Below are 23,472 nucleotides of genomic sequence, written 5' to 3'. Positions count from 1 at the left end.
TGGGTGTTCAGCTCCGGATAAACTTGATTATCTTTGTATTTCAAATCAATAGCAGTGTCAGAATATATCAAGCAATTTATCATCGCTTTAAAAGCCAGTTTAGAAGAAGAAAATTTTGTGAAAATTTCTCTGGGGAATTATAAAGGGGCAGAAGAAGCCTTAAAACAATTGTTGATCCGTAAGGTGACGATTAAGCGTGAAGATAAACTGGCCGTTACTTACCGCTACAAAACACGCGATGTGGTAAAAAACTATGCTATCAGTGAGGCCATCGATTTAATTGAGGATTATCTGGGCACCGGATTTAAAATAGCTACGCTATTTACGACCGAAAACGACCTGATATTGGAGGAGCTTAAAAATGGTAAGGTGGTATTGCGTAAAGGTAAAGCAACCAGTGTAGCCGCGCCATCTCCCAATCATGACAAAGAAAAAATCAGGTTGATCAAACCTGATTCAAAATCTTACTTAACCGAATTGAAGATAACTGATGCAGAAGGTAAGGTTTTCAAAAATGCACAGGACAAATTCAGGCAGATCAATCACTATATTGAAATTTTAAGTGCTTTAATGAAAGAACTGCCAGAAGGTACGATTAAAAAAGTCGCTGATATGGGTTCTGGTAAAGGTTATCTGACTTTTGCACTTTACGATTACCTGCATTCGGTTTTAAAATTGGAAAGCGAGGTGATAGGAGTAGAGTACCGGCAGGATATGGTTGACTTATGTAAGCAGGTTGCGGTAAAATCTGCTTTCAACAAATTGAATTTTGTACAAGGTACCATTGAAGATTTTAAGGCAACGGATGTAAATCTTTTAATTGCATTACATGCCTGCGATACCGCGACAGATGATGCCATTTATAAAGGAATTATGGCCAATGCTGAACTGATTGTGGTTGCGCCATGTTGCCATAAACAGATCCGCAGGGAAATTGAACAAAACAAAGTAAAGAATGATGTTTCGTTTTTGACCAAATACGGAATCTTTTTGGAACGTCAGGCGGAGATGGTTACCGACGGCATCCGGGCTTTGATTTTAGAATATTTTGGCTATAAAACCAAGGTATTTGAATTTATTTCTGATGCGCATACACCGAAAAATGTACTTGTGGTCGGAGTGAAGAAAAGTCCGAAGTCTTTAGTCGGAAGTCCGAAGACTGAAGGGCAGAAAGCGATTTTAGAGAAAATTAAAACCAGCAAGGAATACTTTGGCATTGGTTATCATCATTTGGAAAGATTGCTGGAGCTTTAAGAATATTCGTCATGCTGATCCGGTAGCTATCGGATTTGTTTCAGAATCCTTCACTAAGACCCTGGAACGAGTTTAGGGTGACGATTGTCCTGTTAAATTGAATACTAATGGTAAATCCAGAGTAATACTGGTTTTTTCCTGTTCTTTAACCAAGTATCTACTTTTCTCATCGTGACATCTGATAAAACGGGGCAGCCAGCACTTTGTCCGAACAAGGTTTGGGGGTAGATTTCTTGGCTGGGTACTGGGCTATAAGAATGTAAAACTACAATGCGTTTAAAGGCGTTGCTATTGGTTTTTTCTAAACCGTACATTTTATAATGAACATGGATACCCCAATTGCTATATGCGCGCCCTTTAACTTTATATTTACCCAAAGAGGTGCAATAACTGCCTTCCTTATTGCTGAAGACTGGTTTTATTGGCGTACTACCTTCACCAACGCCATGAGCACATAATCCTTGGATGATCATTTTGTTTTGCTTAAAATCATAAAGGAAAAATCTGTTTTTGCCGGAATGAATACTCATATCAACCATTATGGCAATAGAAGTATCCATATTGTTTTTCTTACAGAAGACTAATGCTTCGCTAATTCTATCTTCACTTATCTTGTGATCTACGCTAGGTTTAAACCCAAAAATTGTGAATAAAGCTAGGAGAACGATTAATTTTTGCATGTAGAATTAGTGGTATAAAGAATAATGCAATATCTTGTTCGGTTCGACACCGATCAGTAGCAGTTAATTATAAATGCAATAAAATCAATGCTACTAAAGCCGGAATAGATTGCACATAAAGGATTTTTTTACTTGCTGTTGCTGCGCCATAAATACCCGCAATAATTACGCAACTTAAGAAGAATATGGCTACGTACATTTTCCACTGATGATCAGTTATGCATAATGACCAGATTAGACCCGCCGCTAAAAATCCATTGTATAATCCCTGGTTTGCTGCCAATATTTTTGTTGGTACAAATAAATCTTTTGGGATGGTTTTAAATACCTTGGGTGCTTTGGTTGTCCAGGCGAACATTTCGAGCCAAAGAATATAGATATGGATAAAGGCTACTAAGCCGATTATAATTTGCGCTGCTATTTGCATATAATAGGAATTACACCGATTTGAATGATTGCATCTCTAAAGATATAAAAAATACGGATGCGTTTTTAGTGTCTGCTGTAACTAAACCCGATAGAAGCGAACACGTAGTGTAACGAAGTAAAGCGGATAGCGGGGCTGCTGCTCCCGAAAAGATCCGAACTTTAATTTTCAAATGATTTTAAACAATTATACTAATCATCACTTTTATACTTTCCATTTTATTCTGGTGTAGCTTCAAGCTCTCAGCTTTGGCCTTTTTTATATTTTAATCTTCCCCCTTTATCCGTCTTTCATCCCATATCTTCCATATTTCTGTCATGCTGTCAGTATCAAAGCAGATTGTTTTTTACATTTTATCAGTCTTTTGCCCATATTATCTGCCAAAACCCAATTGGCACAGGCATTGTTTAATAGGTGTAGAAATTATAATACTTTAAAGAGAAAAAATAAAAAATACAATGGGAAAAATTATTGGAATAGACTTAGGAACAACAAACTCTTGCGTGAGCGTAATGGAGGGCAATGAGCCTGTAGTTATCGCGAACAGTGAGGGTAAACGTACTACACCGTCTATTGTTGCTTTTGCAGAAAACGGTGAGCGTAAAGTTGGCGAGCCTGCTAAACGTCAGGCTATAACCAACCCAACAAAAACGATATATTCAATTAAACGCTTTATGGGTAGCAGCTACGACGAAAGTGCGAAAGAGGCTGGACGCGTACCCTATAAAGTAGTAAAAGGAGATAACAATACTCCCCGTGTTGAAATCGACGACAGAAAATACACTCCACAAGAGATTTCTGCGATGATTTTGCAGAAAATGAAAAAAACTGCTGAAGATTTCTTAGGACAAGAAGTTACCGAAGCGGTAATTACCGTACCCGCATATTTTAATGATGCACAACGTCAGGCTACAAAAGAAGCTGGTGAGATTGCAGGTTTATCTGTAAAACGTATCATTAACGAGCCAACTGCAGCTGCTTTAGCTTATGGTTTGGATAAAGCACACAAAGACATGAAAATTGTGGTGTTTGACTGTGGTGGTGGTACTCATGACGTTTCTGTATTGGAATTGGGTGATGGCGTTTTCGAGGTAAAATCAACTGATGGTGATACTCACTTAGGTGGTGATGACTTTGACCACATCATTATCGACTGGTTAACTCAGGAGTTTAAAGCAGAAAACAACATGGACCTTTCTAAAGATCCAATGGCGTTACAACGTTTAAAAGAAGCTGCTGAGAAAGCTAAAATTGAGTTATCAAGCACCACTTCTACTGAAATTAACTTACCATACATTACTGCTGATGCTAGTGGCCCTAAACACTTGGTACGCACATTATCTCGTGCCAAATTTGAGCAATTGGCTGATAGCTTAATTAAACGTACTATTGATCCTTGTAAATCTGCTTTGAAAAACGCTGGTTTAAGTACAGGTGATATTGACGAAATTATCCTGGTAGGTGGTTCTACACGTATTCCTGCTATTCAGGAAGCCGTTAAAGCTTTCTTCGGTAAAGAGCCAAGCAAAGGCGTTAACCCTGATGAGGTGGTAGCGATCGGTGCCGCTATTCAAGGTGGTGTATTAACCGGTGATGTGAAAGACGTATTGTTATTAGACGTTACTCCTTTATCATTAGGTATTGAAACGATGGGTGGTGTAATGACTAAATTAATTGAGTCTAACACAACAATCCCAACTAAAAAATCGGAAACTTTCTCCACTGCAGCTGATAACCAGCCTTCAGTAGAAATCCACATATTACAGGGTGAGCGTCCGATGGCAGCTCAAAACCGTACTATTGGCCGTTTCATTTTAGATGGTATTCCACCAGCACCTCGTGGTGTACCTCAGGTAGAAGTATCATTTGATATTGATGCCAACGGTATCTTACACGTAAGTGCTAAAGATAAAGCTACCGGTAAAGAGCAAAAAATCCGTATCGAAGCATCTTCAGGTTTAACTGATGCGGAGATCAAAAAAATGAAAGAAGAAGCGGAAGCTAATGCTGCAGACGATGCTAAGCAAAAAGAAGAAGCTGATAAAATTAACGGCGCTGATGCTTTAATTTTCTCAACCGAGAAACAATTAAAAGAGTTTGGTGATAAATTATCTGCCGATAAAAAAGCTCCGATTGAAGCTGGTTTAGAGAAATTAAAAGCAGCACACTCATCACGTAATTTTGCAGATATTGATGCAGCTTCGGCTGAATTGCAAGCTGCATGGAACGTGGCATCAGAAGAAGTGTACAAAGCCGGTGAGCAGCCTCAGGGTGGTGAACAACCACAAGCTGATGGTCAACCTCAAGGTGGCGATAACGTTACGGATGTTGATTTTGAAGAAGTAAAAGAAGACGATAAGAAATAGTCTTAAAGTCGGAAAGTCTGAGGTCCGTAAAGTCCGAAGATCTAAATATAGAAAGCGTTCCTGATTAAGTTCAGGGACGCTTTTTTGGTTTAAATAGGGGCTGTTTGGCTTCCATGTTCTCAAATGCCTTCTAAACCTGAGTTTCTTTAGATTAAAAATCCAGTTTTAAATGACCCCTGTAAGATATTTTTAATTCAGAGTCGTCCCCATGAATTCATTTCAGGGTCTTTCATGCTAAAAAGATGCTGAAATAAATCCGATAGCTATCGGGTCAGCATGACGAACAGAGCGAAATCAACGGGGCTGTCGCTGCTGTCGGATTTATGAAGAATGGTTGGTGCTTTTTGGGCAATTTGAAATATTGATAGCTTTCGCGGAGGTCAATATTTTTGCAATCTTGACTGAATGAGTTGTGGATTTTTAATCAACTTATCATTATCGAGAAAAGAACTAATCGAAATTAAGGTAAAAGAAATGCTGCTATCTGCTTCTTGAAGAGCACTTGTTGCTATGTTATTTTATTACAATGCCTCAGGCTTTTAAAACCTGAGGCATCTATTTTAATTATATACCTATGCTTTTATAACATCTGAATCAAATTAATTCCATAGTTTTTCAGGGTATGTTCCGTTCTTCACCAATTGGTCAATACTATCCTGAACATAAGGTTTATCTTCTTTATAAGTTACGCCGAACCATTTGTTTGAAGTGGGTATTACTTTAAAGGTTGCCGTATTGCTTTTCACCAGGTTTTCGCCGATTAACGGGATAAAAAACTCTGCTTTAGGTTTATCTTTATTGGCTTCCACAAATTCTTTGAATAGATCTTCAGTAATTTTAAAAACAGCAGGTGTGAAGCCCCAGAAATTCATCGAAACTGGTGTTTCATATGCCAAAGGAAATTCTTCACCATTTTCTTCATAAAAAATCTTGCCGTCTTTAGGATACACCTTCGTACGTTCTATAATTTCTTCGAGGTTGCCAGCCGCATCTACTTTACAAACCCCGCGGGAAACTGCACCAAATTCTGATAACGTTTTTCCGATCTGGTAACCGATGATGGAATAGTTGCTGTCCGTAACTTCTGTAGTTAAGAAATCGACCATTTTTTTAAAGGCATCGAAGCCATAATAATCATCTGCATTGATTACGCAAAATGGTTCCTGAACTACTTTTCTGCCTGATAGGATTGCGTGCGCAGTACCCCATGGCTTTTCTCTGTAAATTTCTTCTTCTATACCAAACTGTTTTAAATCGAAGTTTTGGAAAACATAATCTGTTTCTATTCTTCCGGCAAGTTTTGGTTCAAAAATAGCTCTAAAGTTATCTACAAACTCTTCTTTAATGATAAATACAACTTTACCGAAACCGGCATTTATTGCATCATATATTGAATAATCGATAATCGTTTCGCCATTCGGGCCAAAACCATCAATCTGTTTCATACTTCCATAGCGGCTGGCCATACCTGCCGCCAATATTAATAAGGTGGGTTTCATTTATTGTTTATTATATTATTGTGCATGGAGACCTTGATGACGAAATAACTATTACATTATCTTAGTTTCAACTTGCGAAATTAGTTAATTGAGCGCTTTGTTATATTAATAAATATGTTTTTAAAGTCCAAAAAATCCGGTGCCGGTTTTGGAACGTGTTTTTTTACCCGTAAGCATGCCAAATATCCCGCGGACAATTTCTTTACCAATTTGGCGGGTGATGGTTGCACCCATTACCTGTTCAACAAGGCTTTTTTCTCCAGGTTTTGGTTTGCTTTCTTTTTCGGCTTGTTTTTTGGCTTCAGCTTCTTGTTTTTCTTGTTCGGCTGCTGCAGTTTGTTCGTTAATGCGTTTAGTTAAAATGTCGTATGCACTTTCAGGGTCGACAGGATCTTTATATTTGGCATACATCGGGCTGGTACGTACCAGCTGCTCGAAATCTGCAGCTGTGAGTGGTCCCATTACGGATCTTGGTGGGGTAAGCATGGTTGCAGAAACTTCAGTTGGGATACCTTTCTCATTTAATACGGTAACCAATGCCTGCCCTGTACCTAATGAAGTTAATACTTGATCGATCTGATAAAATTCTGATCTTGGATAGGTATTAACCGTCTTTTTTAGTGCATCCACATCATTTGGTGTAAAAGCCCTCAGCGCATGCTGCAAGCGGTTACCCAATTGGCCCAAAACACTTTCCGGAACATCGGTAGGTGCCTGCGTACAAAAGAAGACACCAATACCTTTAGAACGGATTAACCTGATAATGGTTTCTATCTGTTCTAAGAATGCTTTAGAAGAGTTTTTGAATAATAAATGAGCTTCATCAAAAAAGAATACTAGTTTTGGTTTGTCCAAATCGCCAACCTCGGGCATCGTATTAAATAACTCAGCTAACAAGCTTAATAAAAATGTGGAGTATAATACAGGTTGGTTCTGGACATCAGCAATGTTCAATAAACTGATGGCTCCTTTGCCGTCAATCCGTTCAAAAAGATCTTCAGTATCGAACGATTTTTCACCAAACATGCCACCCAAGCCCTGTTGTTCTATCGCTACTATTTTTCTCAGCATGGTACCCGATGTTGCAGTAGAAATGCTGCCATAACTGCTTTTGATTTCTGCTGCGCCTGCACCTTCTGAAAGATACGATACCAGTTTTTTTAAATCATTTAAATCGATTATCGGGAGTTTATGATCATCAGCGTATTTGAAGATAACGGCTAAAACACCTGCTTGTGTATCGTTTAAATCTAAAATTTTTGATAAAAGGGTAGGTCCAAACTCCAGTACGGTTGCACGCATCTGGGCACCCGTTTTGCCCGAAAGGGAGTAAATCTCGACCGGGAAACCTGTTGGTGAAAAAGTTTTGTTGAGCTGTTGTGCTCTTTCTTCTATTTTCGGATTAACAGAACCTGGTTGGTTCAAACCAGATAAATCGCCTTTAACATCCAACATAAAAACCGGAACACCAGCATCTGACAGCTGCTCTGCCAATAACTGTAGGGTTCGTGTTTTACCTGTTCCGGTTGCCCCGGCGATCAGACCGTGTCTATTCATCATTTTTAATGATAAATTAACTTCGGCTTCGCTATAAATCTGTCCATCTAAAATTCCCGCGCCTAAATAAATGTACGAGCCCGAAGGAGCATAAGATGATTTTATTTTTTCGATGAATTTTGAAGAAAGATCGCTCATTTTTTAAAATTAGATTGCCAATTTAAGAAACTTATCTTGGAAAGGCTATGTTTTTATTCAGCACTTTGATCCAAAATTCGGCATCAATGGTTGTTTACTGTTGATGGTTAAGCTGCCTGTAATAATTTAATTCGTTCTGAAGTACTGTTATTTCCTGTTGCATATTTTGCAATTGATTGAGCAGGTGCGAAACGGCATGTATACCCTCTAAATTAATCTGGAGATCGTTTGCTAAACGAAGGTACTGCTCCAGTTTAGCCAATTCATCAACAGGCAAAAAGACAGACTGCTTTTTAACGGTCGTCTGGATCAATCCAAAATCTTCCAGAGAATGGATAAAGTTGATTTCTACATGGTGATAAGCGCAGATGTCTTCTACAGGTATTAGATAAGTTTCCATAATGGTTAGAATTTGGAAAGTTTTTCGAATAGTTCTTTTTGTTCCGCATTTAAATTAGTGGGTATTTTTACCTGCCATTTAATATACAGATCGCCAAACTGGTTATCTTTTTTGTAAACAGGAAACCCTTTGCCTTTCAATCTTAATGTGGTATCAGGCTGTGTGCCTTCTGGCACTTTAAGCTTAACTTTGCCATTTAAAGTTTCTACAATTTTTTCGCCGCCTAAAATCGCTGTGTAGAGATCTATTTCTTCCTGAATGTAAATATCGTTCCCTTTCCTTTTGAATTTGGGATGATCGCTAATATTGAATTTGATATACAGATCGCCTGGAGGACCATTATTAACACCCGGGGCGCCATAACCCGGAAGTTTGATTTTTTGTCCGTTTTCAACTCCTGCCGGAATGGTAATGCGTACCTGTTTGCCGTTAACCGTTAAGGTTTGTTTATGTGTAGTATAAGCATCAAGCAGGTTCAATTGTAACTCGGCACTATAATCCTGGCCTTTAAATGGTGAATTTCTACTGCTTCTTCCTCCTCCGCCACCAAACATAGAAGAAAAGAAATCAGAAAAGTCTTCACCGCCAAAACCGCCAGAATAGCTGCTTCCGCCATAAGATTGCCCTTGCGATTGGTATTGCCTTTGCTGTTGCTGCTGGGCATCTAGCTGATCAGCGTGCTGCCAGTCTTTTCCGTATTTATCGTATTTCTTTCTTTTTTCGGGATCGCTTAAAACTTCGTTAGCCTCATTAATTTGCTGAAACTTTTTATTTGCCTCTTCATTATTGGGATTGAGATCCGGATGGTGTTTGCGGGCTAATTTTCTATAAGCTTTTTTAATATCCTCTGTTGTTGCATCTTTTTTTAAATCGAGGATTTTATAATAGTCTATGTAGTCCATAATGGCTTAACAAATTAATAGCGGGAATGTTCAATTTTATTGTATAAATGTAAGGTTTTAGTGTGGAAATGTGCAAAGGAGAAAGGGACATGGAGCATAGGAAAGAAAATGAGCATTAATGAATGTGCTGTCAGCTGTTACCAGTAACAGATGGCGGCTGGAATATTGAATTTAAGAATGCAATCAGTGTAAACAAGTGAAAAGCCTTATAAACAAAAAATGCCCCTAAAAAGGGCATTTTCATTGATCAAGGTGAAGAAAGATTATTTTTTATTCTTGACGTATTTTTCCAGCCATTGGTCTTGCTCCCAAAGCATATGCAACAAGTTTTCTTTGCCCCGGTAACTATGAGCCTCGTAGGGTAAAAATACAAAACGGGTAGTGCCACCGGCCCCTTTTATGGCATTGAACAAACGTTCGCTGTTAATCGGGAAAGTACCTGGATTATCGTCAGAATCGCCATGAATTAATAACAATGGAGTTTTAATTTTATCAGCATAGCTAAATGGACTCATTTCGTAATATAACTGAGGTGCCTGCCAATAGGTACGTTCTTCGTTCTGGAAACCGAATGGTGTAAGCGTACGGTTGTATGCTCCGCTACGGGCAATACCTGCGGCAAAAAGATTAGTATGGGCCAATAGGTTTGCAGTCATGAATGCACCATAACTGTGGCCACCAACAGCCATACGTTTTTTATCACCAACACCTAAATCAGCCAGCTTATTAATTGCTGCTTCAGCATTTAGCTGTAATTGATCTACAAAGGTATCGTTAGGTTTTTTACCATCTTTGGCCACAATTGGCATTTCGGCATTATCTAAAACGGCATATCCGCGGGTTACCCAAAAAATAGGAGAGGCCCAGCTAATGGTTGTGAATTTATCTTTCGATCCGCGGATCTGTGCAGCATCAGCCGCAGAATTAAATTCGCGTGGATAGGCCCAAATTAAAGTTGGCAGCGGACCATCTTTATCTTTGTTATATCCCTTTGGTAAATACAAATCGCCGGTTAAATCAACTCCATCAGCACGTTTATAAGAAATTTTTTGTTTGGTAATGCCTTCTAAAGAGGGGTATGGGTTAGTGAAATTGGTAATAGGCTGGTCGGCAACACGAAGCAACAGGTTTTTAATAAAATAATTAGGTGCTAACTTTTGACTTTCTTTACGGGTAACTAAAATCAGTTTGTCAGGATTAATTACGTCACTTACATATTCGAACGTTCCTTCGGCACTGCGCCAGATAATCTCGTTCTTTTTAGTGCTTAAATCAAATTTAGCCAGGAAGGGTAAATCTCCTTTTTCTGATGAACCCACAACATTGTTCATGAGCAGTTTCGTGCCATTATCAACCGTTTTAATTACCTGTCTGCCGTATTTGTTTTTGATTGTAACCGGAGAACCAGGGTTGCCGTATGCATCGGTTTGGTTACGGCTGTACAGTTCTTCTACCGCTCCTGTTGTAGGGTTATAGCGGCTTACTTTAGTGGTTTGTTTGCTGCGTAGGCCTTCCATAATAAGTGCCAGGTTGGCATCACCCCACTGTACACCCCGGTAACGGGTCTGTGTTTTAAATAACTCTTTCTCTGTTCGGGTAAAAGGTGCACTTAACGCATACACTGCATCATGATAAGGAACATTTTTTTTAATCAAACCACTATCCAGTGGCTTGCTCCATACCAATGTAGCCGGCTCATCATCCCTCCAGTCGAAACCACGGGGTACATCTTGTGTATTATCATAACCAGATGGCGTACCCTCTGACGATGGTAGTTCGGCAATAACCTTGATGGTTTTACCCGACAAATCGTTAATAGTTACTGTAGATGGAAAGCCATAAGCCGAAACGAGATAGGAAAAAGGTTTATGGATGGTTTCAACCATCATATAATTTTTATCGGGTGATAAACTGGTTAAGCCATAAATAGCCGGCTTACCGATGGGCGTTTCTACTCCGGCCGTGTTTTTAACCAATTGTGAGGTGGCAAAAAATTCAAACAACTGTTCATCAAACGGTGATTTGATCAGATCCTGGAAAGTAGCGCTGGGTGCAGCTTTTCCTAAATTTTGCTGGATGGTTGGTCCTTTAGGCATTAATGGTTTTGTGGGGGCAGCACTGGCAGGTTTGGTTACCGTACGGTAAATAACGGTTTGATCATTTAACCAGGTAAGACCACTTCCTAAAACTACATTTAAAAAAGCCTTATTGATTTTAGTCGCTTTTTTTGTAGCCAGATCAATGATGTAAAGATCAACTCCCTTCTGTGTGGTATGCGTAAAAGCAATCTTATTTTCAGATGGACTCCAGCTGACGTTGCCGGCATATAATGGATTTGGCAAGCCGGTTACCTGAAAATTTTGATTGGATTTGATATTTTTTAAACTGAAATTGTTGATATAGGTTTGTCTGCTTGGTGAGTAATTGTTGGGGTTTAATCTTAAACCTGCAATTCTGTACTCAGGCATAGCCAGTTCTGCTACCGAAGGATAGGAATTACGCTCGCTAAACAGGATCCATTCCGCTTTGCCATCTATGCTTACACCAGGAGTTGGTTTAGCCAATAATAAGTCGGCAATTTCTTTTGGGGGAGTTTGGTAGCTTACTGCATCTTGAGCCGCAGAATGAAGCGAAATACAAGTGCCTGCTATCCATAAATAAAGGCTTAGTTTTTTAATCATTTCCGGTTTTTTATTCGAAATAAGGGATGATTCAAATATGGTAAAATTTAACTTATTGCTGCGTAACTTCTTAGTGAGGCAGTTATTGCCGTTAATCTGAATACCATACCGACGCTTTTGTGAAGGTAATTATCTGGAACTTTACCCGGCTCAGCTTAACAAACCACTTGCGGTGAGGTAACCGCAAAGTTTTATATATAAAGAATTTGCGTTTCTGTACTATAAACCTTGAATTCCGGTTTCCTGGCTTTTCGGATTTATGGATACAAACTACTGATCCTCGCAACTGATTTGGTAACCATTTCTTTTAATACCTCCACATTAATATCGTGCCATTTTTTTATGTATATGCAGGCTTTGGCGGTTTTGTATTTGCCAAATTTAGCCAGTAATGCTTCACGATCTTTAAAATCTGATGATAAGTACAAAGCTATGGCATTTTTCCGTGGTGAGAAGCCAATCAGGGGTGCATCACCTGTTCTGCCGCTTTCGTATTGATAATGATAGCGGCCAAAACCAACAATGGCCGTTCCCCACATTTTGGCTTCAAAGCCTGTTGTTTCAGCGATTATACTCGAAAGATTAAAACAATCTTGCTGTTTTGTTTCATCTGTTACCGTATTCAGAAAATCCGTAACACTTAAATCGTTTTCCTTGGTTTTATTCTGCGCCATTTTTTTAATGATGGATATAAGATTTAAAGCAGGCCTTGATTAACAATTCTGACTTTGCACTTTGTAATATTTTTAAGCGTTAGCCTCAAGCCTTTTATAAATTCATAATTTGTAAACACCAATTTATAAAACAGCATGAAAACAGTTCATAATAAAATTAAACAATTTTGTCGGTTAAATACTTTGATCGTTAGCTTTTTACTTCTGTTTATGAGTAGCAAGGCACAGCAAAAACTAAATGTGGCTATAGCCGGCTTAAACCATGATCATGTTTATCTGATTATGAACAGTTACCAAAAGGCAGAAGTTAACGTTATTGGTATTGCGGAAAGTAACCCTGTACTGGTTAACCGGTTTAAGACCCGCTATAAAATACCTGATAGTATATTTTACAATAACCTTCCCGATCTGTTGAAGAAAAAGAAACCTGATGTGGTGCTGGCCTATAATGCCATCAGTGATCATTTAGCCGTTGTAGAAGCAGCTGCGCCGCTTGGCATATCGGTTATGGTAGAAAAACCTTTGGCAATATCGGTTAAGGAGGCGGCACGAATGGCAGAACTGGCCGGAAAGTATAAAGTACAGGTATTAACCAATTACGAAACTACCTGGTATCCGAGCAATCAAGAGGTTTACAAAAATGTAAAAGAAAACCATATCATAGGCGGGATCACAAAAATGATTGTACACGATGGACACCAGGGACCGAAAGAAATTGGGGTAAGCAAGGAATTTTTGAGCTGGTTAACCGACCCTGATCAAAATGGAGCAGGAGCACTGGTCGATTTTGGCTGTTATGGTGCTAATCTAATGACCTGGTTAATGGATGGCAAAGCCCCAATTTCGGTTACGGCAATCACCCATCAAATTAAAAAAGGGCTGTACCCGAATGTAGATGACGACGCAACTATTTTATTGGAGTACTCAAATGCTACAGGGATTATTGAAGCTTCATGGAACTGGCCTTTTAGTATAAAAGATTTGGAAGTGTTTGGTGAAAAGGGGTATATGCAAGCCATTAACGAGAAAAATATCAGGGCGAGGCGAAATGATAAAGATGGTTATGAAATTTATCAGCCAAAAATGTTAGCACCAACTTATGCTAACCACTTGAACTATCTATCTGCCATTTTGAAAGGAGAAATCAACCCTAAAAACGACCTTTCGTCTTTGGAGAATAATTTAATGGTAGTGAGCATTTTGGAGGCCGCGAAAATTTCGGCTAAAACAGGCAAAAAAGTGATGTTGAATGGGCTGGCCTCAAAAACAAAATAGCCACCTTTTATGATGGCTATCGTTAAGAGGAATTGTATCTTCCTTATGGTGTGCCTGCCCTCCGCGGATCTCCCGCTCACAGGACTTTTTTTATCTTTCTTTTATGCTTAACAATTTAGGCAATAGTTGGTTTTAACCGTGTAAATATTTTTAAACAATGTGTGGAAAATGTTAATTTCTCTAATATAATTAATCCTTAGCTGGATATTCTTGCAACAATGAGGGGCTATTTTTGTACAAAACATTTTTACTCCTCTACTGTTTGAGATGTGACTGCTGATTTATTATTATATCGTTTACTGTCAAATTATCAAAAATTATATCATGGTCGAATTGAATAAAGAGCTTTTTTGTAATCTAGGCGACAGTTCTGTTGACGGATATTTTATTTTTAACTATACATCGCAAAATTTTTCATATCTAAACAAATCACTAAGTAATATCTGGGAACTCCACTCTGATGAAGTTATTGCTGATCCAAAGTTGCTTCTAAAACGGGTGCATCCCGAAGATCTGACACATGTGATGAACTGTTATAAAGAGTGCCTTGAAGAGGATACCGAAAACAAATATGAATTTCGTTTACTGTTTCTCGATAGGGAGAAGTATGTCCGGGTGATCGTATTTTCGGTTACTAAGGGTGCAGTTAAGCTTTTGGTCGGTACAGTGGAAGACATCACGGTAATGCGACATAATAAAATACACATCGAACAGATAAACGCCCGAAAAAATATAACCCTGGAAGTATTGGCGCACGATTTAAAAGAACCACTGGGCATGATGAAATTAATTGCTTCATCTATGAAAGAAGGTATTGCACAAACAGGTGATGAACGGATGATCAATTCGCTGGCATTTATTCAGGATATGTGTGAGCGTAACCTACTTTTGGTACGGAGCATGGTTAACAAGGAATTTTTAAAATCATCCGTGGTCGAAATCCGTAAAGAGCGTGCCGATCTGGTTTGGGAACTTAAAGATGTAGTTCGTTTTTATAAACGATCGAAGCTGGGCAAAATGAAGCATATTAAATTTACCAGCTCTGCTGAACAGATTTATCTACGTCTTGATACTATGAAGTTTATACAGGTTATCAATAACCTCATCTCGAACTCCATAAAATTTACTGCTGATTACGGTAATATTACGATACATGCAGAAGAACATGAAAGTACTGTTCTGATTACCGTTGCCGATGATGGAATAGGGATTCCTGAAGAGTTGCATGCTGGACTTTTTAATCATTTGCCCGAAACGTTAAGGCCAGGTCTTAAGGGCGAAGAATCAGGAGGATTTGGTATGGGCATAATCAAGGCTATTGTAGATTTACATCAGGGAAAAATATGGTTTGAGAGCAAAACCGGTGTTGGAACAACCTTCTATATCGAGCTGCCTAAGTAGCCGTTTTTAATTTTAAAACGGCGTAAGTTATATTTGAATTATGATTAACATTATTCTTGCGGATGATCACCATATTATCCGGACCTCACTTAAAGCGCTTATAGAAAAACACGAAGGCATCAATGTTGTTGCAGAAGTTCCAGACGGTTTGGCGGTTTTGGAGCTTTTGGAAAAAGGAATAAAAGCTGATATAATTTTATCAGATATTGTAATGCCAAGGCTGGATGGGATTGCCTTGGCCAGTACGATTAAAGCACGTAAATACACCGCCAAAGTGGTTGTTTTATCTATTTTGGATGATGAAAAGTATGCGTCAAATGCTTTTGTATCAGGAGCTTTTGCCTATCTTTCAAAAGATATTGAAGAGGATGAACTGTTGTTTTGCCTAAAGCATGTAATGAAGGGAAAACGGTACCTTTCTTCTAATTTATGCATCTCCATTTTAGAGCGGTTTAATATGCAGTTGAATATACTCTCGCGAAAAATGAATACGGAAATCAACTTTACGGAGCGCGAAATTAATGTATTAAAACTCATTGCAGACGGATTAACGAACCAGGAAATAGCTGATAAATTATACCTGAGCAGGCGAACTGTAGAGAGCCAAAGAGAAGCTCTAATCAGCAAAACAGGTACAAAAAATTCCGCATCTTTAGTCCGTTTTGCCATGCGAAATGGTTATGTAGATTAGTATTTTTGACCGTTTTTTGCCCCTTTTCCAGGTGTTTTAAATAAACCGTAAAAAATCGGGTATTTCTACAAATAACATAAGGAGTTGCTGTTTGTTGAATATTAACATCAGCCTTAAAACGAATTATGGATACTTTAAATTTCAATTGCGACATTTACCAATACAGGCAACCACTTTTCGACCGCGCATTAGCGTACACACACGATGAAGATGATGCCGCTGATTTAGTTCAGGATACCTTTATGAAAGCTTTTAGGTTTTCGGCCAAATTTGAAATGGGAAGCAATGTGAGGGCATGGCTTTTTACTATCCTGAAAAATACCTTTCTCAATCATTATTATAAAGTGAAGCGTAAAAATGAAATGATTCAGCAGGAAGAAGATTTGACTTCTGTTCAACTGGTTCCAAGCGCTTCTTCAAATGGCGGAGCCACCAAGTTTATTATGGAGGATATACAGAGATCGCTAAATGCCTTACCTGAGGATTGTCGGTTTTGCTTTTGCCGCTACTTTGAAGGTTATAAATATCATGAAATTGCTGCCGAGCTAGACATTCCGCTAGGTACGGTAAAAACTAAAATACACGTGGCGAGAGGCTTGCTGAAAAAGATGCTTAAAAACTATAAGTCGGGTCTTGCTGCCTGATCATCTTTTCGGTAAATTCAGGTATAAATACGCTGCATGAAACAGTTCACTTGAACTAGATTTGTTGCCTATGAGCAACGCGCCAGTTAAAAAAATTCTTATTGTTGACGATGACGAAAACATTCATGATATTATAAAGTTAATTTTTGAGGAAGAACGTTATCATATAAAAGGCATTTTGGATGCTGATGATTTTCAGTTAGAAGAGGCCATTACTGATTTTCTGCCAGATATCATTCTACTGGATATACTTATCGGCAAACATGATGGTCGGGATATTTGCAACAGATTAAAGTTTGATCCTAAAACAGCATCAGTTCCGGTAATATTGCTCTCAGCTGTGAATATGGAAAATTTAAACTGTTCACCTGATGATACCATTGAAAAGCCTTTTGATATTGCGGACCTCCGACAAAAAATTAAGATATTGTTGGAAACAAAAACGGTCTAAATAAAAAAGGGGATAGACTAGCAGCCTATCCCCATATCTAAACTCAAACATGCGCTCAAACATGAATGAATATTCAAAATTAAACATTTCAGTTTAGTATTGGGATTAAAAAAGTAGATTTTCTATCGTATTTCATCTACTTACCTCATGTTCTGTTTTATTTCTATTTTTAATTCCTTAATTTGCTCTTTCACCTGTCTGTTTTCCAGGTAAAAATAAATAGCACAGGCTAAAAATATCTTGCCCAATACAAAAACGGCGATAAATACCCATTTCCAGGCTTTATTTACGCGCATTTGATTAGATTCTGATTCTACCTCTATATATTTTTCCTGTTTGTTCTCTTGCCGCGGTTTATCATAGCTATACTCTGAATTGAAAGCGGTTTGTACAACTTGGTTTTGGCGCTGTATTTCATTGATTTCATGCTCAATTTTAGCTAAAGTGCCGGCAGGTGGCTCAATACCCATACTTTGTGCCAGTAGCTCCATATCATACTCAAGCTTTTCCAGAGCATCTTTAAATGCCGGATATTCTTTTTTAAGTGATAAGACTTTCTGTACCTCCTCTTCGGTGGCGATTCCCATCACATAGGTTTCCATTAAACCGCTCTCAATAATTTTATTAATTTCCACTTGTCCTCCTCATTTTATCGATTGATAATTTTAACTGATTGCGGATTTCGCTTTCATCACATCCAATTGTTGCCGCCAGGTAATGAATTGATTTTCCATGATAATATACTGCACAGAATATCCTTTTTTGTAAATCATCTAACAAATCCAGCTTACCTTTATGTACTGATTGGTTAAAATTTGACTGATGATCTTTAGCTGTGTACAAAGTTAATTTACTTTGCGCATATTGACGAAGTTCCAGCCAGATATTTAACCTGCTTTTTTCTGGTAAAACGACAACATCCTTTACGAATGAAGTAAGAATAGCGATCAGATGATCTTCGGATTCTTGAGGATCTTGTACAATACCATTGATATAGCCAAGCAGCATGGGAGCATACTGGTTGTAGAGCCGGCGGATATCTTTTGGCTCCGCAGAAAGATTGTTTAAGACTGCTTTGAACATGGTTATTTGAACAGTTACGCTAAATAAGATGCAAGATAACGCCAAATTTTAAATTATCTTTAATTAACGTATGAAATTATTGCTTACAATGGTTTTAAGATTAAAAATATAACGATCCTCTATTTTTGGGTTTTAATGCTGAGATTTATAAAATGAAAATAGCTACTTATAATGTGAATGGTGTAAATGGCCGTTTGCCTGTACTTTTACGTTGGTTGGAAGAAACCCAGCCAGATGTGGTATGCCTGCAGGAACTAAAAGCTCCTCAGGAAAAATTTCCTGAAAAGGCGATTAAAGATGCAGGTTACAATGCTATCTGGCACGGACAGAAAAGCTGGAACGGGGTAGCCATACTTGCCAGAAATATAGAAATAAAAGAATTGAGGCGCGGTTTAGATGGAGATCCTGAAGATCTGCATAGCAGGTATATAGAGGCTTTGGTAAATGGTGTAGTTATTGGCTGTTTATACTTGCCAAATGGCAACCCTGCACCAGGCCCCAAGTTTGATTACAAGTTGCAATGGTTTGCACGTTTTATTGCACACGCAGCAGCTTTGTTGGAGAAAAATCTACCTGTAGTTTTGGCAGGAGATTACAATGTAATTCCTACTGAACTGGATGCTTATAAGCCTGAACGTTGGGTTGAAGACGCGTTGTTCCGTCCGGAAACCCGACAGGCATTTCAAAATTTAATGGCACAAGGCTGGACAGATGCGATCAGGAAATTATATCCAACAGAAACAATATATACCTTTTGGGATTACTTCCGTAATGCTTATGGCAGAAATGCGGGATTAAGAATTGATCATTTTTTATTGAGTCCTCAGGTGAGCGATCGCTTAAAATCAGCAGGAGTGGATAAAAACGTTAGGGGATGGGAAAAAACAAGCGACCACGGACCTGTTTGGATAGAACTGAATGATCTGTAACTAAAATTAAAATTGTCTTAAATCGGTAACATCTAAAGTTGTTCCAATCAATTTTAGCAATTCGCCATCCTGTTGGGAAAGTATTCCATCGGCTTTGATCCACCGGATTTTTCCATCCGGACGGCGGATTCGGTACAATACATCATAACTGTTTTTTTCTTTGGTTACAGTAAGCTCGATTTCATCCTGAACATGGTCGAGATCTTCTGGCAGGATTAGTCCCAAAACTGTTTCATAGGTTAAAACACCATCTGGCGGATAACCAAAATTCTGTTTAAAAGATCGGGTTGAACGAAGTATGCCGGTTGCTATGCTCAGCTCCCAAAAACCAAGGCGAAGATGGTCGAATACGACATCCCAGTGATCATCACAAATAACGGATAGATCAACATTTTTTTTGTTTGTGTTCATAATAAGAAGGATAAACTATGAAGGTAAATTACACAAACTATGTGAAGATATGTTGAGTATTAATAAAAATTAATGTATGGGAACGGTGGGGGTACCCAGGTTGATCTCTAAATCAAAAAAAACATCTGGCTGTATTGTCAGTGCAAGCGATTTAAAATTCACACTTGGGTGTTAATGCTGCTGCATTGAAATAGATAACCTGCCAGATCAACTACAGCAACGATGTTGGTTCATCTGGCAGGCTTAGTAAAAGTTATGCTTAGGTTAGAAAAATTCAGAGGTTTTTGTGATAAAGCATTTTTCGTCTCATTTATTAATGTTAGTGCTGATCTGAGACTTTTGACTTTTCGATCAGTTCTTTTTGATTCATTAAATCTTTGTAATAAAAATAACCACCAAATCCTAAAATAAGGATGATATTGCTTACTTTAAAGCTATGATCAAGCCAGTAATCCAAGGGTGGTGCGTTACCAATAAAACTCTGTTTGATGCTTGGCCAGGAGTTAAGGATAAAGATAACCACAATCATAAGCAAAACCCTTGATAAGGTGCTGATCATGATCTTCCGGTGATTTAATTTTTTCATTATTTAAATGATCTGAAATCCTGACCGTTGCTAATGTTTAGCAAACTTTCATAAATCAGGCTGATAACATTGTCAACATCCTCTTTATGCACCATCTCTACTGTAGTATGCATATAACGTAACGGCAGCGAAATTAATGCCGATGGTACGCCGCCATTTGAGTAAGCAAAAGCATCGGTATCGGTTCCGGTAGAACGTGATGAGGCCTGACGTTGGAAGGGGATCTGGTTTTTCTCGGCCGTTTGAATCAATAGTTTGTTTAAATTGGTTTGAACAGCTGGTGCATAAGAAACAACAGGTCCTTTACCTGCTGATAGATCGCCCTGAACGTTTTTATTGATCATTGGCGTCGTAGTGTCGTGCGTTACATCGGTAATAATGGCCACATTCGGTTTAATACGCTGGGCAATCATCTCGGCACCACGTAAACCGATTTCTTCCTGTACCGAGTTTACAATGTACAAACCGAAAGGAAGCTTTTTCTTGTTTTCTTTTAATAAACGGGCCACTTCGGCAATCATAAAACCACCCACACGGTTATCTAAAGCGCGACCAACATAATAGCGGTCGTTCAACACCATAAATTCATCTTCGTAAGTAATTACACAGCCTACATGGATGCCTAATTGTTCTACTTCTTCTTTTGAGGTACAACCGCAATCCAAAAAGATATTTTTTAACTCCGGAGCCTGTTCTTTCTCTCCATGGCGGGTATGGATAGCCGGCCAGCCGAATACTGCTTTAACCAGGCCCTTTTCTGTATGGATGTTTACCCGTTTTGAAGGTGCAATCTGATGGTCAGAACCTCCATTGCGGATGACATAAATTAAGCCGTCGCTGGTGATGTAGTTTACATACCAGGAAATTTCATCTGCATGAGCTTCTATCACTACTTTAAAATCAGCTTTAGGGTTAATCACACCTACTGCAGTACCGTAGTTGTCAACAAAATGTTCGTCTATATAGGGTTTTAAATAATCTAACCAAAGCTTTTGTCCTTCCCATTCATAACCGGTAGGAGCAGGGTTATTGATGTATTCTTCAAGAAACTGCAGCGATTTTTCGGTAACCACAGCAACATGTTTTTTCTTTTCTTCGTCTTTTTTCTTAGCCATAATATTCGTTCTATAATATTCGTCATCCTGAACTTGCTTCAGGATCTGTTAATAAGATGCTGAAATAAATCCGATAGCCATCGGATCAGCATGACGATTGATGATTTAAAGTTCTTTTTCCATGATCACAAAATCGTAACCATCTTTAAAAAAGGTTTGATCCGTTTCGTGGAAGCCAAATTTAAAATAAAATTCCTTAGCATTTACACGTGCATTGCACCATAGTTTTGTCGCTTTTTGAATTTTACAAAAATCAAGGATATAAGCCATTAATTGTGAACCCAAACCTGCTTTTTGAGCACTGGGTAAAATGGCCAGTTTACGGAATTGATACACGGCTCCTTCATAAAATAGAGAAACTACTCCTGTTAATTTATGGTCAAGGTATAATCCAAAGTGGATGCCGTCAAAATCATCGGCAAGCTTTACGCTGTCAAAAGGTAATTCCGGATACATGGCCTCATGTCTGATCCGCCAGGTTAGCGAAGGAAATATCTGCTCAATTTGAACCATAATTATAACAAAAAGCTAAAGCCTATTCGGCCGTCAACGCCATAATAGGTTTGATATTTATTGATGCGCATATTTGGACCCAATGAAAGCTCAAAATTTGTTTTCTTGCCAATGCTGCGTTGAAACCCCCACTGCGGGGTGATTCCGATCTCCCAATTTGCCACATTATATTGATTGAGATTGCCACCTTTAATTAAGGGAGAAAAGTAACTGCTTACGTCTAGCCCAAAATAATTAGAAGCGTTATTAATGGTTTTTTTTCCTTTTTTTATCCTGTTTTCAAAATGATAATATTTTCTGATTCCTGCGTAAAGGTTTGGTGCCAGATCAAAGTAGGTTTTGGTTTTATCTCCAGCCATGTAATTATAATTGTATTCTATTAGAAAAGTACCAGCCAATCCTGCACCTCCATAAACTGTGATGAGTTTTCCTATTTTTTGTTCCCGTTCATAATGTAGCGAGAGAAGACTCAACCTTATTTTATTAAGCGACTTCACTTCAGTTGGCTGTTCTACTTTTGTACTGTCTTGAGCTTTTGCTTTACCAAAAATGGCCAGAGAGATTAATAATATTGAAAGTGTTTTGATTACGTTTTTAGATTTCATAAACCTTATAAGGGGTTGTTTAAATTGTGATTTTTTTTCCCGTAAAACTGATAAATTAAGATGTTAAGTACAATAATACCTGTCATTCCATAACAAAATAATGTCCAGCCGCCCCGATCCCAAAGCCACAAGCCTAACGCCGAGCCACAGCTGGCGCCAATAAAACTAACAGACATAAAAATGGTATTCAGCCGGTTTCTGGCTTCTGGTATTAAGGTGTAAATACGGGTTTGATTGGTTACATGTATTGCTTGCTGTCCGATGTCGATCAGAACAATACCGATTACAAAAAGGTACAAATGGCTGTTTGTAAAATAAAACAAGGCGATACTGATGAGCTGTAATATAAAACCAATCATTAAGTTCTTACGTGGATTGTTGCCATCGCTTAATTTTCCAACCAGTGGTGCAGCCAATGCACCCGCTGCTCCGGCAATTCCAAATAGGCCAATCTGCAACGTTTGGAAATTAAAGGGTGGATTAGCCAGAAATAATACCATGGTTGTCCAGAAAGCACTGATAATGGCAAAAGCCAGAAAATTAATGATCGAAGTTTCCCTTAAAGCAGGTTGTGTTTTAATATAACCAAACATCGAACGCATGAGTTCTTTATAGGAGCCTTTAAAATGAGGATAACTTTGAGGAAAGCGTTTGGCCATTAAAAAAATAAGCAGGCCACAAATTCCTGCGGCCATATAATACACCGCCCGCCAACCCAGCCAAAAGCCAATACTGCCACTTACTGCACGTGAAGCTAAAATTCCAACCAGCAAACCGCTCATAATCACGCCAATATTGGCTCCCCGATTTTCATCGGTACTTAAATTAGCCGCCAAGGGTAATATTAATTGAGGTACAATGGAACAGGCTCCAATTAAGATAGAAGCGACTTCCAGTATAAAAAAGCTTTGCGATACCGCAGCAACCAGTAAGGCCAAAATGGCAAGTCCGGTAATCACCAGGATCTGCTTTTTGCGTTCAAACATATCGCCCAGTGGCACTAAAAGAAAAAGGCCTAAAGCATAACCAATCTGGGTTAAATAGGTAATCTTTCCGGCAACTGGTTCGGTAAGATCAAAATCCTTGGCAATCAAGATGACCAAAGGCTGGCAGTAATAAATATTCGCAACAATAAGGCCTGTGCAAAAAGCCATCAGGAGGATATCTGCTCGTTTTAACATGTAAATAAT

Annotated in this window: 24 protein-coding genes; 8 read left to right on the top strand and 16 right to left on the bottom strand. The window is 38.6% G+C overall.

Translation table 11 applies throughout. The annotated features are described in order from the left end of the window. Positions 1-54 precede the first annotated feature (54 nt). Positions 55-1,254 carry a class I SAM-dependent methyltransferase gene (locus ACK1I8_RS14820; RefSeq protein ID WP_412466134.1) on the top strand — a complete coding sequence of 400 codons (1,200 nt, stop codon included), beginning with the start codon at positions 55-57 and terminating at the stop codon, positions 1,252-1,254. A 104-nt stretch (positions 1,255-1,358) separates the two neighbouring features. Here the strand turns inward: ACK1I8_RS14820 and ACK1I8_RS14815 are convergent, their stop codons facing one another. Both ACK1I8_RS14815 and ACK1I8_RS14810 read right to left on the bottom strand, forming a co-directional pair. Further along, a complete protein-coding gene (locus ACK1I8_RS14815) occupies positions 1,359-1,934 on the bottom strand; it encodes a murein L,D-transpeptidase catalytic domain-containing protein (RefSeq protein WP_412466133.1) in 576 nt (191 codons plus the stop codon). A gap of 67 nt (positions 1,935-2,001) precedes the next feature. Continuing rightward, positions 2,002-2,361, bottom strand: a complete 360-nt coding sequence (locus ACK1I8_RS14810; protein ID WP_412466132.1) for a DUF1304 domain-containing protein — start codon at positions 2,359-2,361, stop codon at positions 2,002-2,004. Positions 2,362-2,819: 458 nt separating this feature from the next. Here ACK1I8_RS14810 and dnaK point away from each other — a divergent pair, with 458 nt between their 5' ends. Continuing rightward, positions 2,820-4,727, top strand: coding sequence for a molecular chaperone DnaK (dnaK, locus tag ACK1I8_RS14805; RefSeq protein ID WP_412466131.1), 1,908 nt, complete (start codon positions 2,820-2,822; stop codon positions 4,725-4,727). A gap of 599 nt (positions 4,728-5,326) precedes the next feature. Here dnaK and ACK1I8_RS14800 read toward each other — a convergent pair. The 6 genes from ACK1I8_RS14800 to ACK1I8_RS14775 all read right to left on the bottom strand — a co-directional run bounded on the left by ACK1I8_RS14800 (position 5,327) and on the right by ACK1I8_RS14775 (position 12,578). Next, positions 5,327-6,226: a nucleotidyltransferase family protein gene (locus ACK1I8_RS14800; protein ID WP_412466130.1), complete on the bottom strand. Its 900-nt coding sequence runs from the start codon at positions 6,224-6,226 to the stop codon at positions 5,327-5,329. 120 nt (positions 6,227-6,346) lie between these two features. Beyond that, a complete protein-coding gene (locus ACK1I8_RS14795; protein ID WP_412466129.1) occupies positions 6,347-7,921 on the bottom strand; it encodes a helicase HerA-like domain-containing protein in 1,575 nt (524 codons plus the stop codon). Between the two features lie 94 nt (positions 7,922-8,015). Continuing rightward, positions 8,016-8,321: a chaperone modulator CbpM gene (locus ACK1I8_RS14790; RefSeq protein WP_412466128.1), complete on the bottom strand. Its 306-nt coding sequence runs from the start codon at positions 8,319-8,321 to the stop codon at positions 8,016-8,018. Between the two features lie 5 nt (positions 8,322-8,326). Then, positions 8,327-9,223: a DnaJ C-terminal domain-containing protein gene (locus ACK1I8_RS14785; protein WP_412466127.1), complete on the bottom strand. Its 897-nt coding sequence runs from the start codon at positions 9,221-9,223 to the stop codon at positions 8,327-8,329. Between the two features lie 263 nt (positions 9,224-9,486). Next, positions 9,487-11,904, bottom strand: a complete 2,418-nt coding sequence (locus ACK1I8_RS14780) for a prolyl oligopeptidase family serine peptidase (protein ID WP_412466126.1) — start codon at positions 11,902-11,904, stop codon at positions 9,487-9,489. 257 nt (positions 11,905-12,161) lie between these two features. After that, complete coding sequence (locus tag ACK1I8_RS14775) at positions 12,162-12,578, bottom strand: DUF1801 domain-containing protein (RefSeq protein WP_412466125.1); 417 nt, start codon at positions 12,576-12,578, stop codon at positions 12,162-12,164. Between the two features lie 210 nt (positions 12,579-12,788). On the opposite strand from ACK1I8_RS14775, the gene ACK1I8_RS14770 reads away from it, so the two are divergent. The 5 genes from ACK1I8_RS14770 to ACK1I8_RS14750 all read left to right on the top strand — a co-directional run bounded on the left by ACK1I8_RS14770 (position 12,789) and on the right by ACK1I8_RS14750 (position 17,040). After that, entirely contained in the window at positions 12,789-13,853 is a 1,065-nt protein-coding gene (locus ACK1I8_RS14770) for a Gfo/Idh/MocA family protein (protein ID WP_412466124.1), read from the top strand. Positions 13,854-14,177: 324 nt separating this feature from the next. Next, positions 14,178-15,254: an ATP-binding protein gene (locus ACK1I8_RS14765; RefSeq protein WP_412466123.1), complete on the top strand. Its 1,077-nt coding sequence runs from the start codon at positions 14,178-14,180 to the stop codon at positions 15,252-15,254. A gap of 40 nt (positions 15,255-15,294) precedes the next feature. Then, the gene (locus ACK1I8_RS14760) at positions 15,295-15,945 is read left to right on the top strand and encodes a response regulator transcription factor (protein ID WP_293788480.1); all 651 of its coding nucleotides are present in this window, start codon (positions 15,295-15,297) and stop codon (positions 15,943-15,945) included. A gap of 125 nt (positions 15,946-16,070) precedes the next feature. After that, entirely contained in the window at positions 16,071-16,589 is a 519-nt protein-coding gene (locus ACK1I8_RS14755) for an RNA polymerase sigma factor (RefSeq protein ID WP_412466122.1), read from the top strand. 70 nt (positions 16,590-16,659) lie between these two features. Next, positions 16,660-17,040 (top strand): two-component system response regulator, encoded by a 381-nt coding sequence (locus ACK1I8_RS14750; RefSeq protein ID WP_412466121.1) that lies wholly within the window; start codon positions 16,660-16,662, stop codon positions 17,038-17,040. Between the two features lie 140 nt (positions 17,041-17,180). Here the strand turns inward: ACK1I8_RS14750 and ACK1I8_RS14745 are convergent, their stop codons facing one another. After that, positions 17,181-17,675: a hypothetical protein gene (locus tag ACK1I8_RS14745; RefSeq protein ID WP_412466120.1), complete on the bottom strand. Its 495-nt coding sequence runs from the start codon at positions 17,673-17,675 to the stop codon at positions 17,181-17,183. Beyond that, the gene (locus ACK1I8_RS14740; RefSeq protein ID WP_412466119.1) at positions 17,665-18,123 is read right to left on the bottom strand and encodes a hypothetical protein; all 459 of its coding nucleotides are present in this window, start codon (positions 18,121-18,123) and stop codon (positions 17,665-17,667) included. Before ACK1I8_RS14740 ends, ACK1I8_RS14745 begins: the two co-directional genes overlap by 11 nt. A 152-nt stretch (positions 18,124-18,275) precedes the next feature. Here ACK1I8_RS14740 and xth point away from each other — a divergent pair, with 152 nt between their 5' ends. Continuing rightward, entirely contained in the window at positions 18,276-19,052 is a 777-nt protein-coding gene (gene xth / locus ACK1I8_RS14735; RefSeq protein ID WP_412466118.1) for an exodeoxyribonuclease III, read from the top strand. A 6-nt stretch (positions 19,053-19,058) separates the two neighbouring features. On the opposite strand, the gene ACK1I8_RS14730 is transcribed toward xth, so the two are convergent. The 6 genes from ACK1I8_RS14730 to ACK1I8_RS14705 all read right to left on the bottom strand — a co-directional run bounded on the left by ACK1I8_RS14730 (position 19,059) and on the right by ACK1I8_RS14705 (position 23,463). Continuing rightward, positions 19,059-19,463 (bottom strand): PAS domain-containing protein, encoded by a 405-nt coding sequence (locus ACK1I8_RS14730; protein WP_412466117.1) that lies wholly within the window; start codon positions 19,461-19,463, stop codon positions 19,059-19,061. Between the two features lie 319 nt (positions 19,464-19,782). Beyond that, positions 19,783-20,049 (bottom strand): hypothetical protein, encoded by a 267-nt coding sequence (locus tag ACK1I8_RS14725; protein ID WP_412466116.1) that lies wholly within the window; start codon positions 20,047-20,049, stop codon positions 19,783-19,785. Beyond that, positions 20,049-21,164, bottom strand: coding sequence for a M42 family metallopeptidase (locus ACK1I8_RS14720; protein WP_412466115.1), 1,116 nt, complete (start codon positions 21,162-21,164; stop codon positions 20,049-20,051). Before ACK1I8_RS14720 ends, ACK1I8_RS14725 begins: the two co-directional genes overlap by 1 nt. Before the next feature lie 105 nt (positions 21,165-21,269). Further along, positions 21,270-21,677: a GNAT family N-acetyltransferase gene (locus ACK1I8_RS14715; protein ID WP_412466114.1), complete on the bottom strand. Its 408-nt coding sequence runs from the start codon at positions 21,675-21,677 to the stop codon at positions 21,270-21,272. Positions 21,678-21,679: 2 nt separating this feature from the next. Further along, on the bottom strand, positions 21,680-22,282 hold the full coding sequence (locus ACK1I8_RS14710; protein ID WP_412466113.1) for a hypothetical protein: 603 nt from the start codon (positions 22,280-22,282) through the stop codon (positions 21,680-21,682). 5 nt (positions 22,283-22,287) lie between these two features. Continuing rightward, positions 22,288-23,463: an MFS transporter gene (locus ACK1I8_RS14705; protein ID WP_412466112.1), complete on the bottom strand. Its 1,176-nt coding sequence runs from the start codon at positions 23,461-23,463 to the stop codon at positions 22,288-22,290. Positions 23,464-23,472 lie beyond the last annotated feature (9 nt).

Origin of the sequence: Pedobacter sp. KLB.chiD (assembly GCF_047040275.1) — a bacterium.
Lineage (GTDB): Bacteria > Bacteroidota > Bacteroidia > Sphingobacteriales > Sphingobacteriaceae > Pedobacter.
The sequence above is the reverse complement of the archived record's forward strand: the minus strand, read 5'-3'. Positions and strand labels throughout refer to the sequence as shown.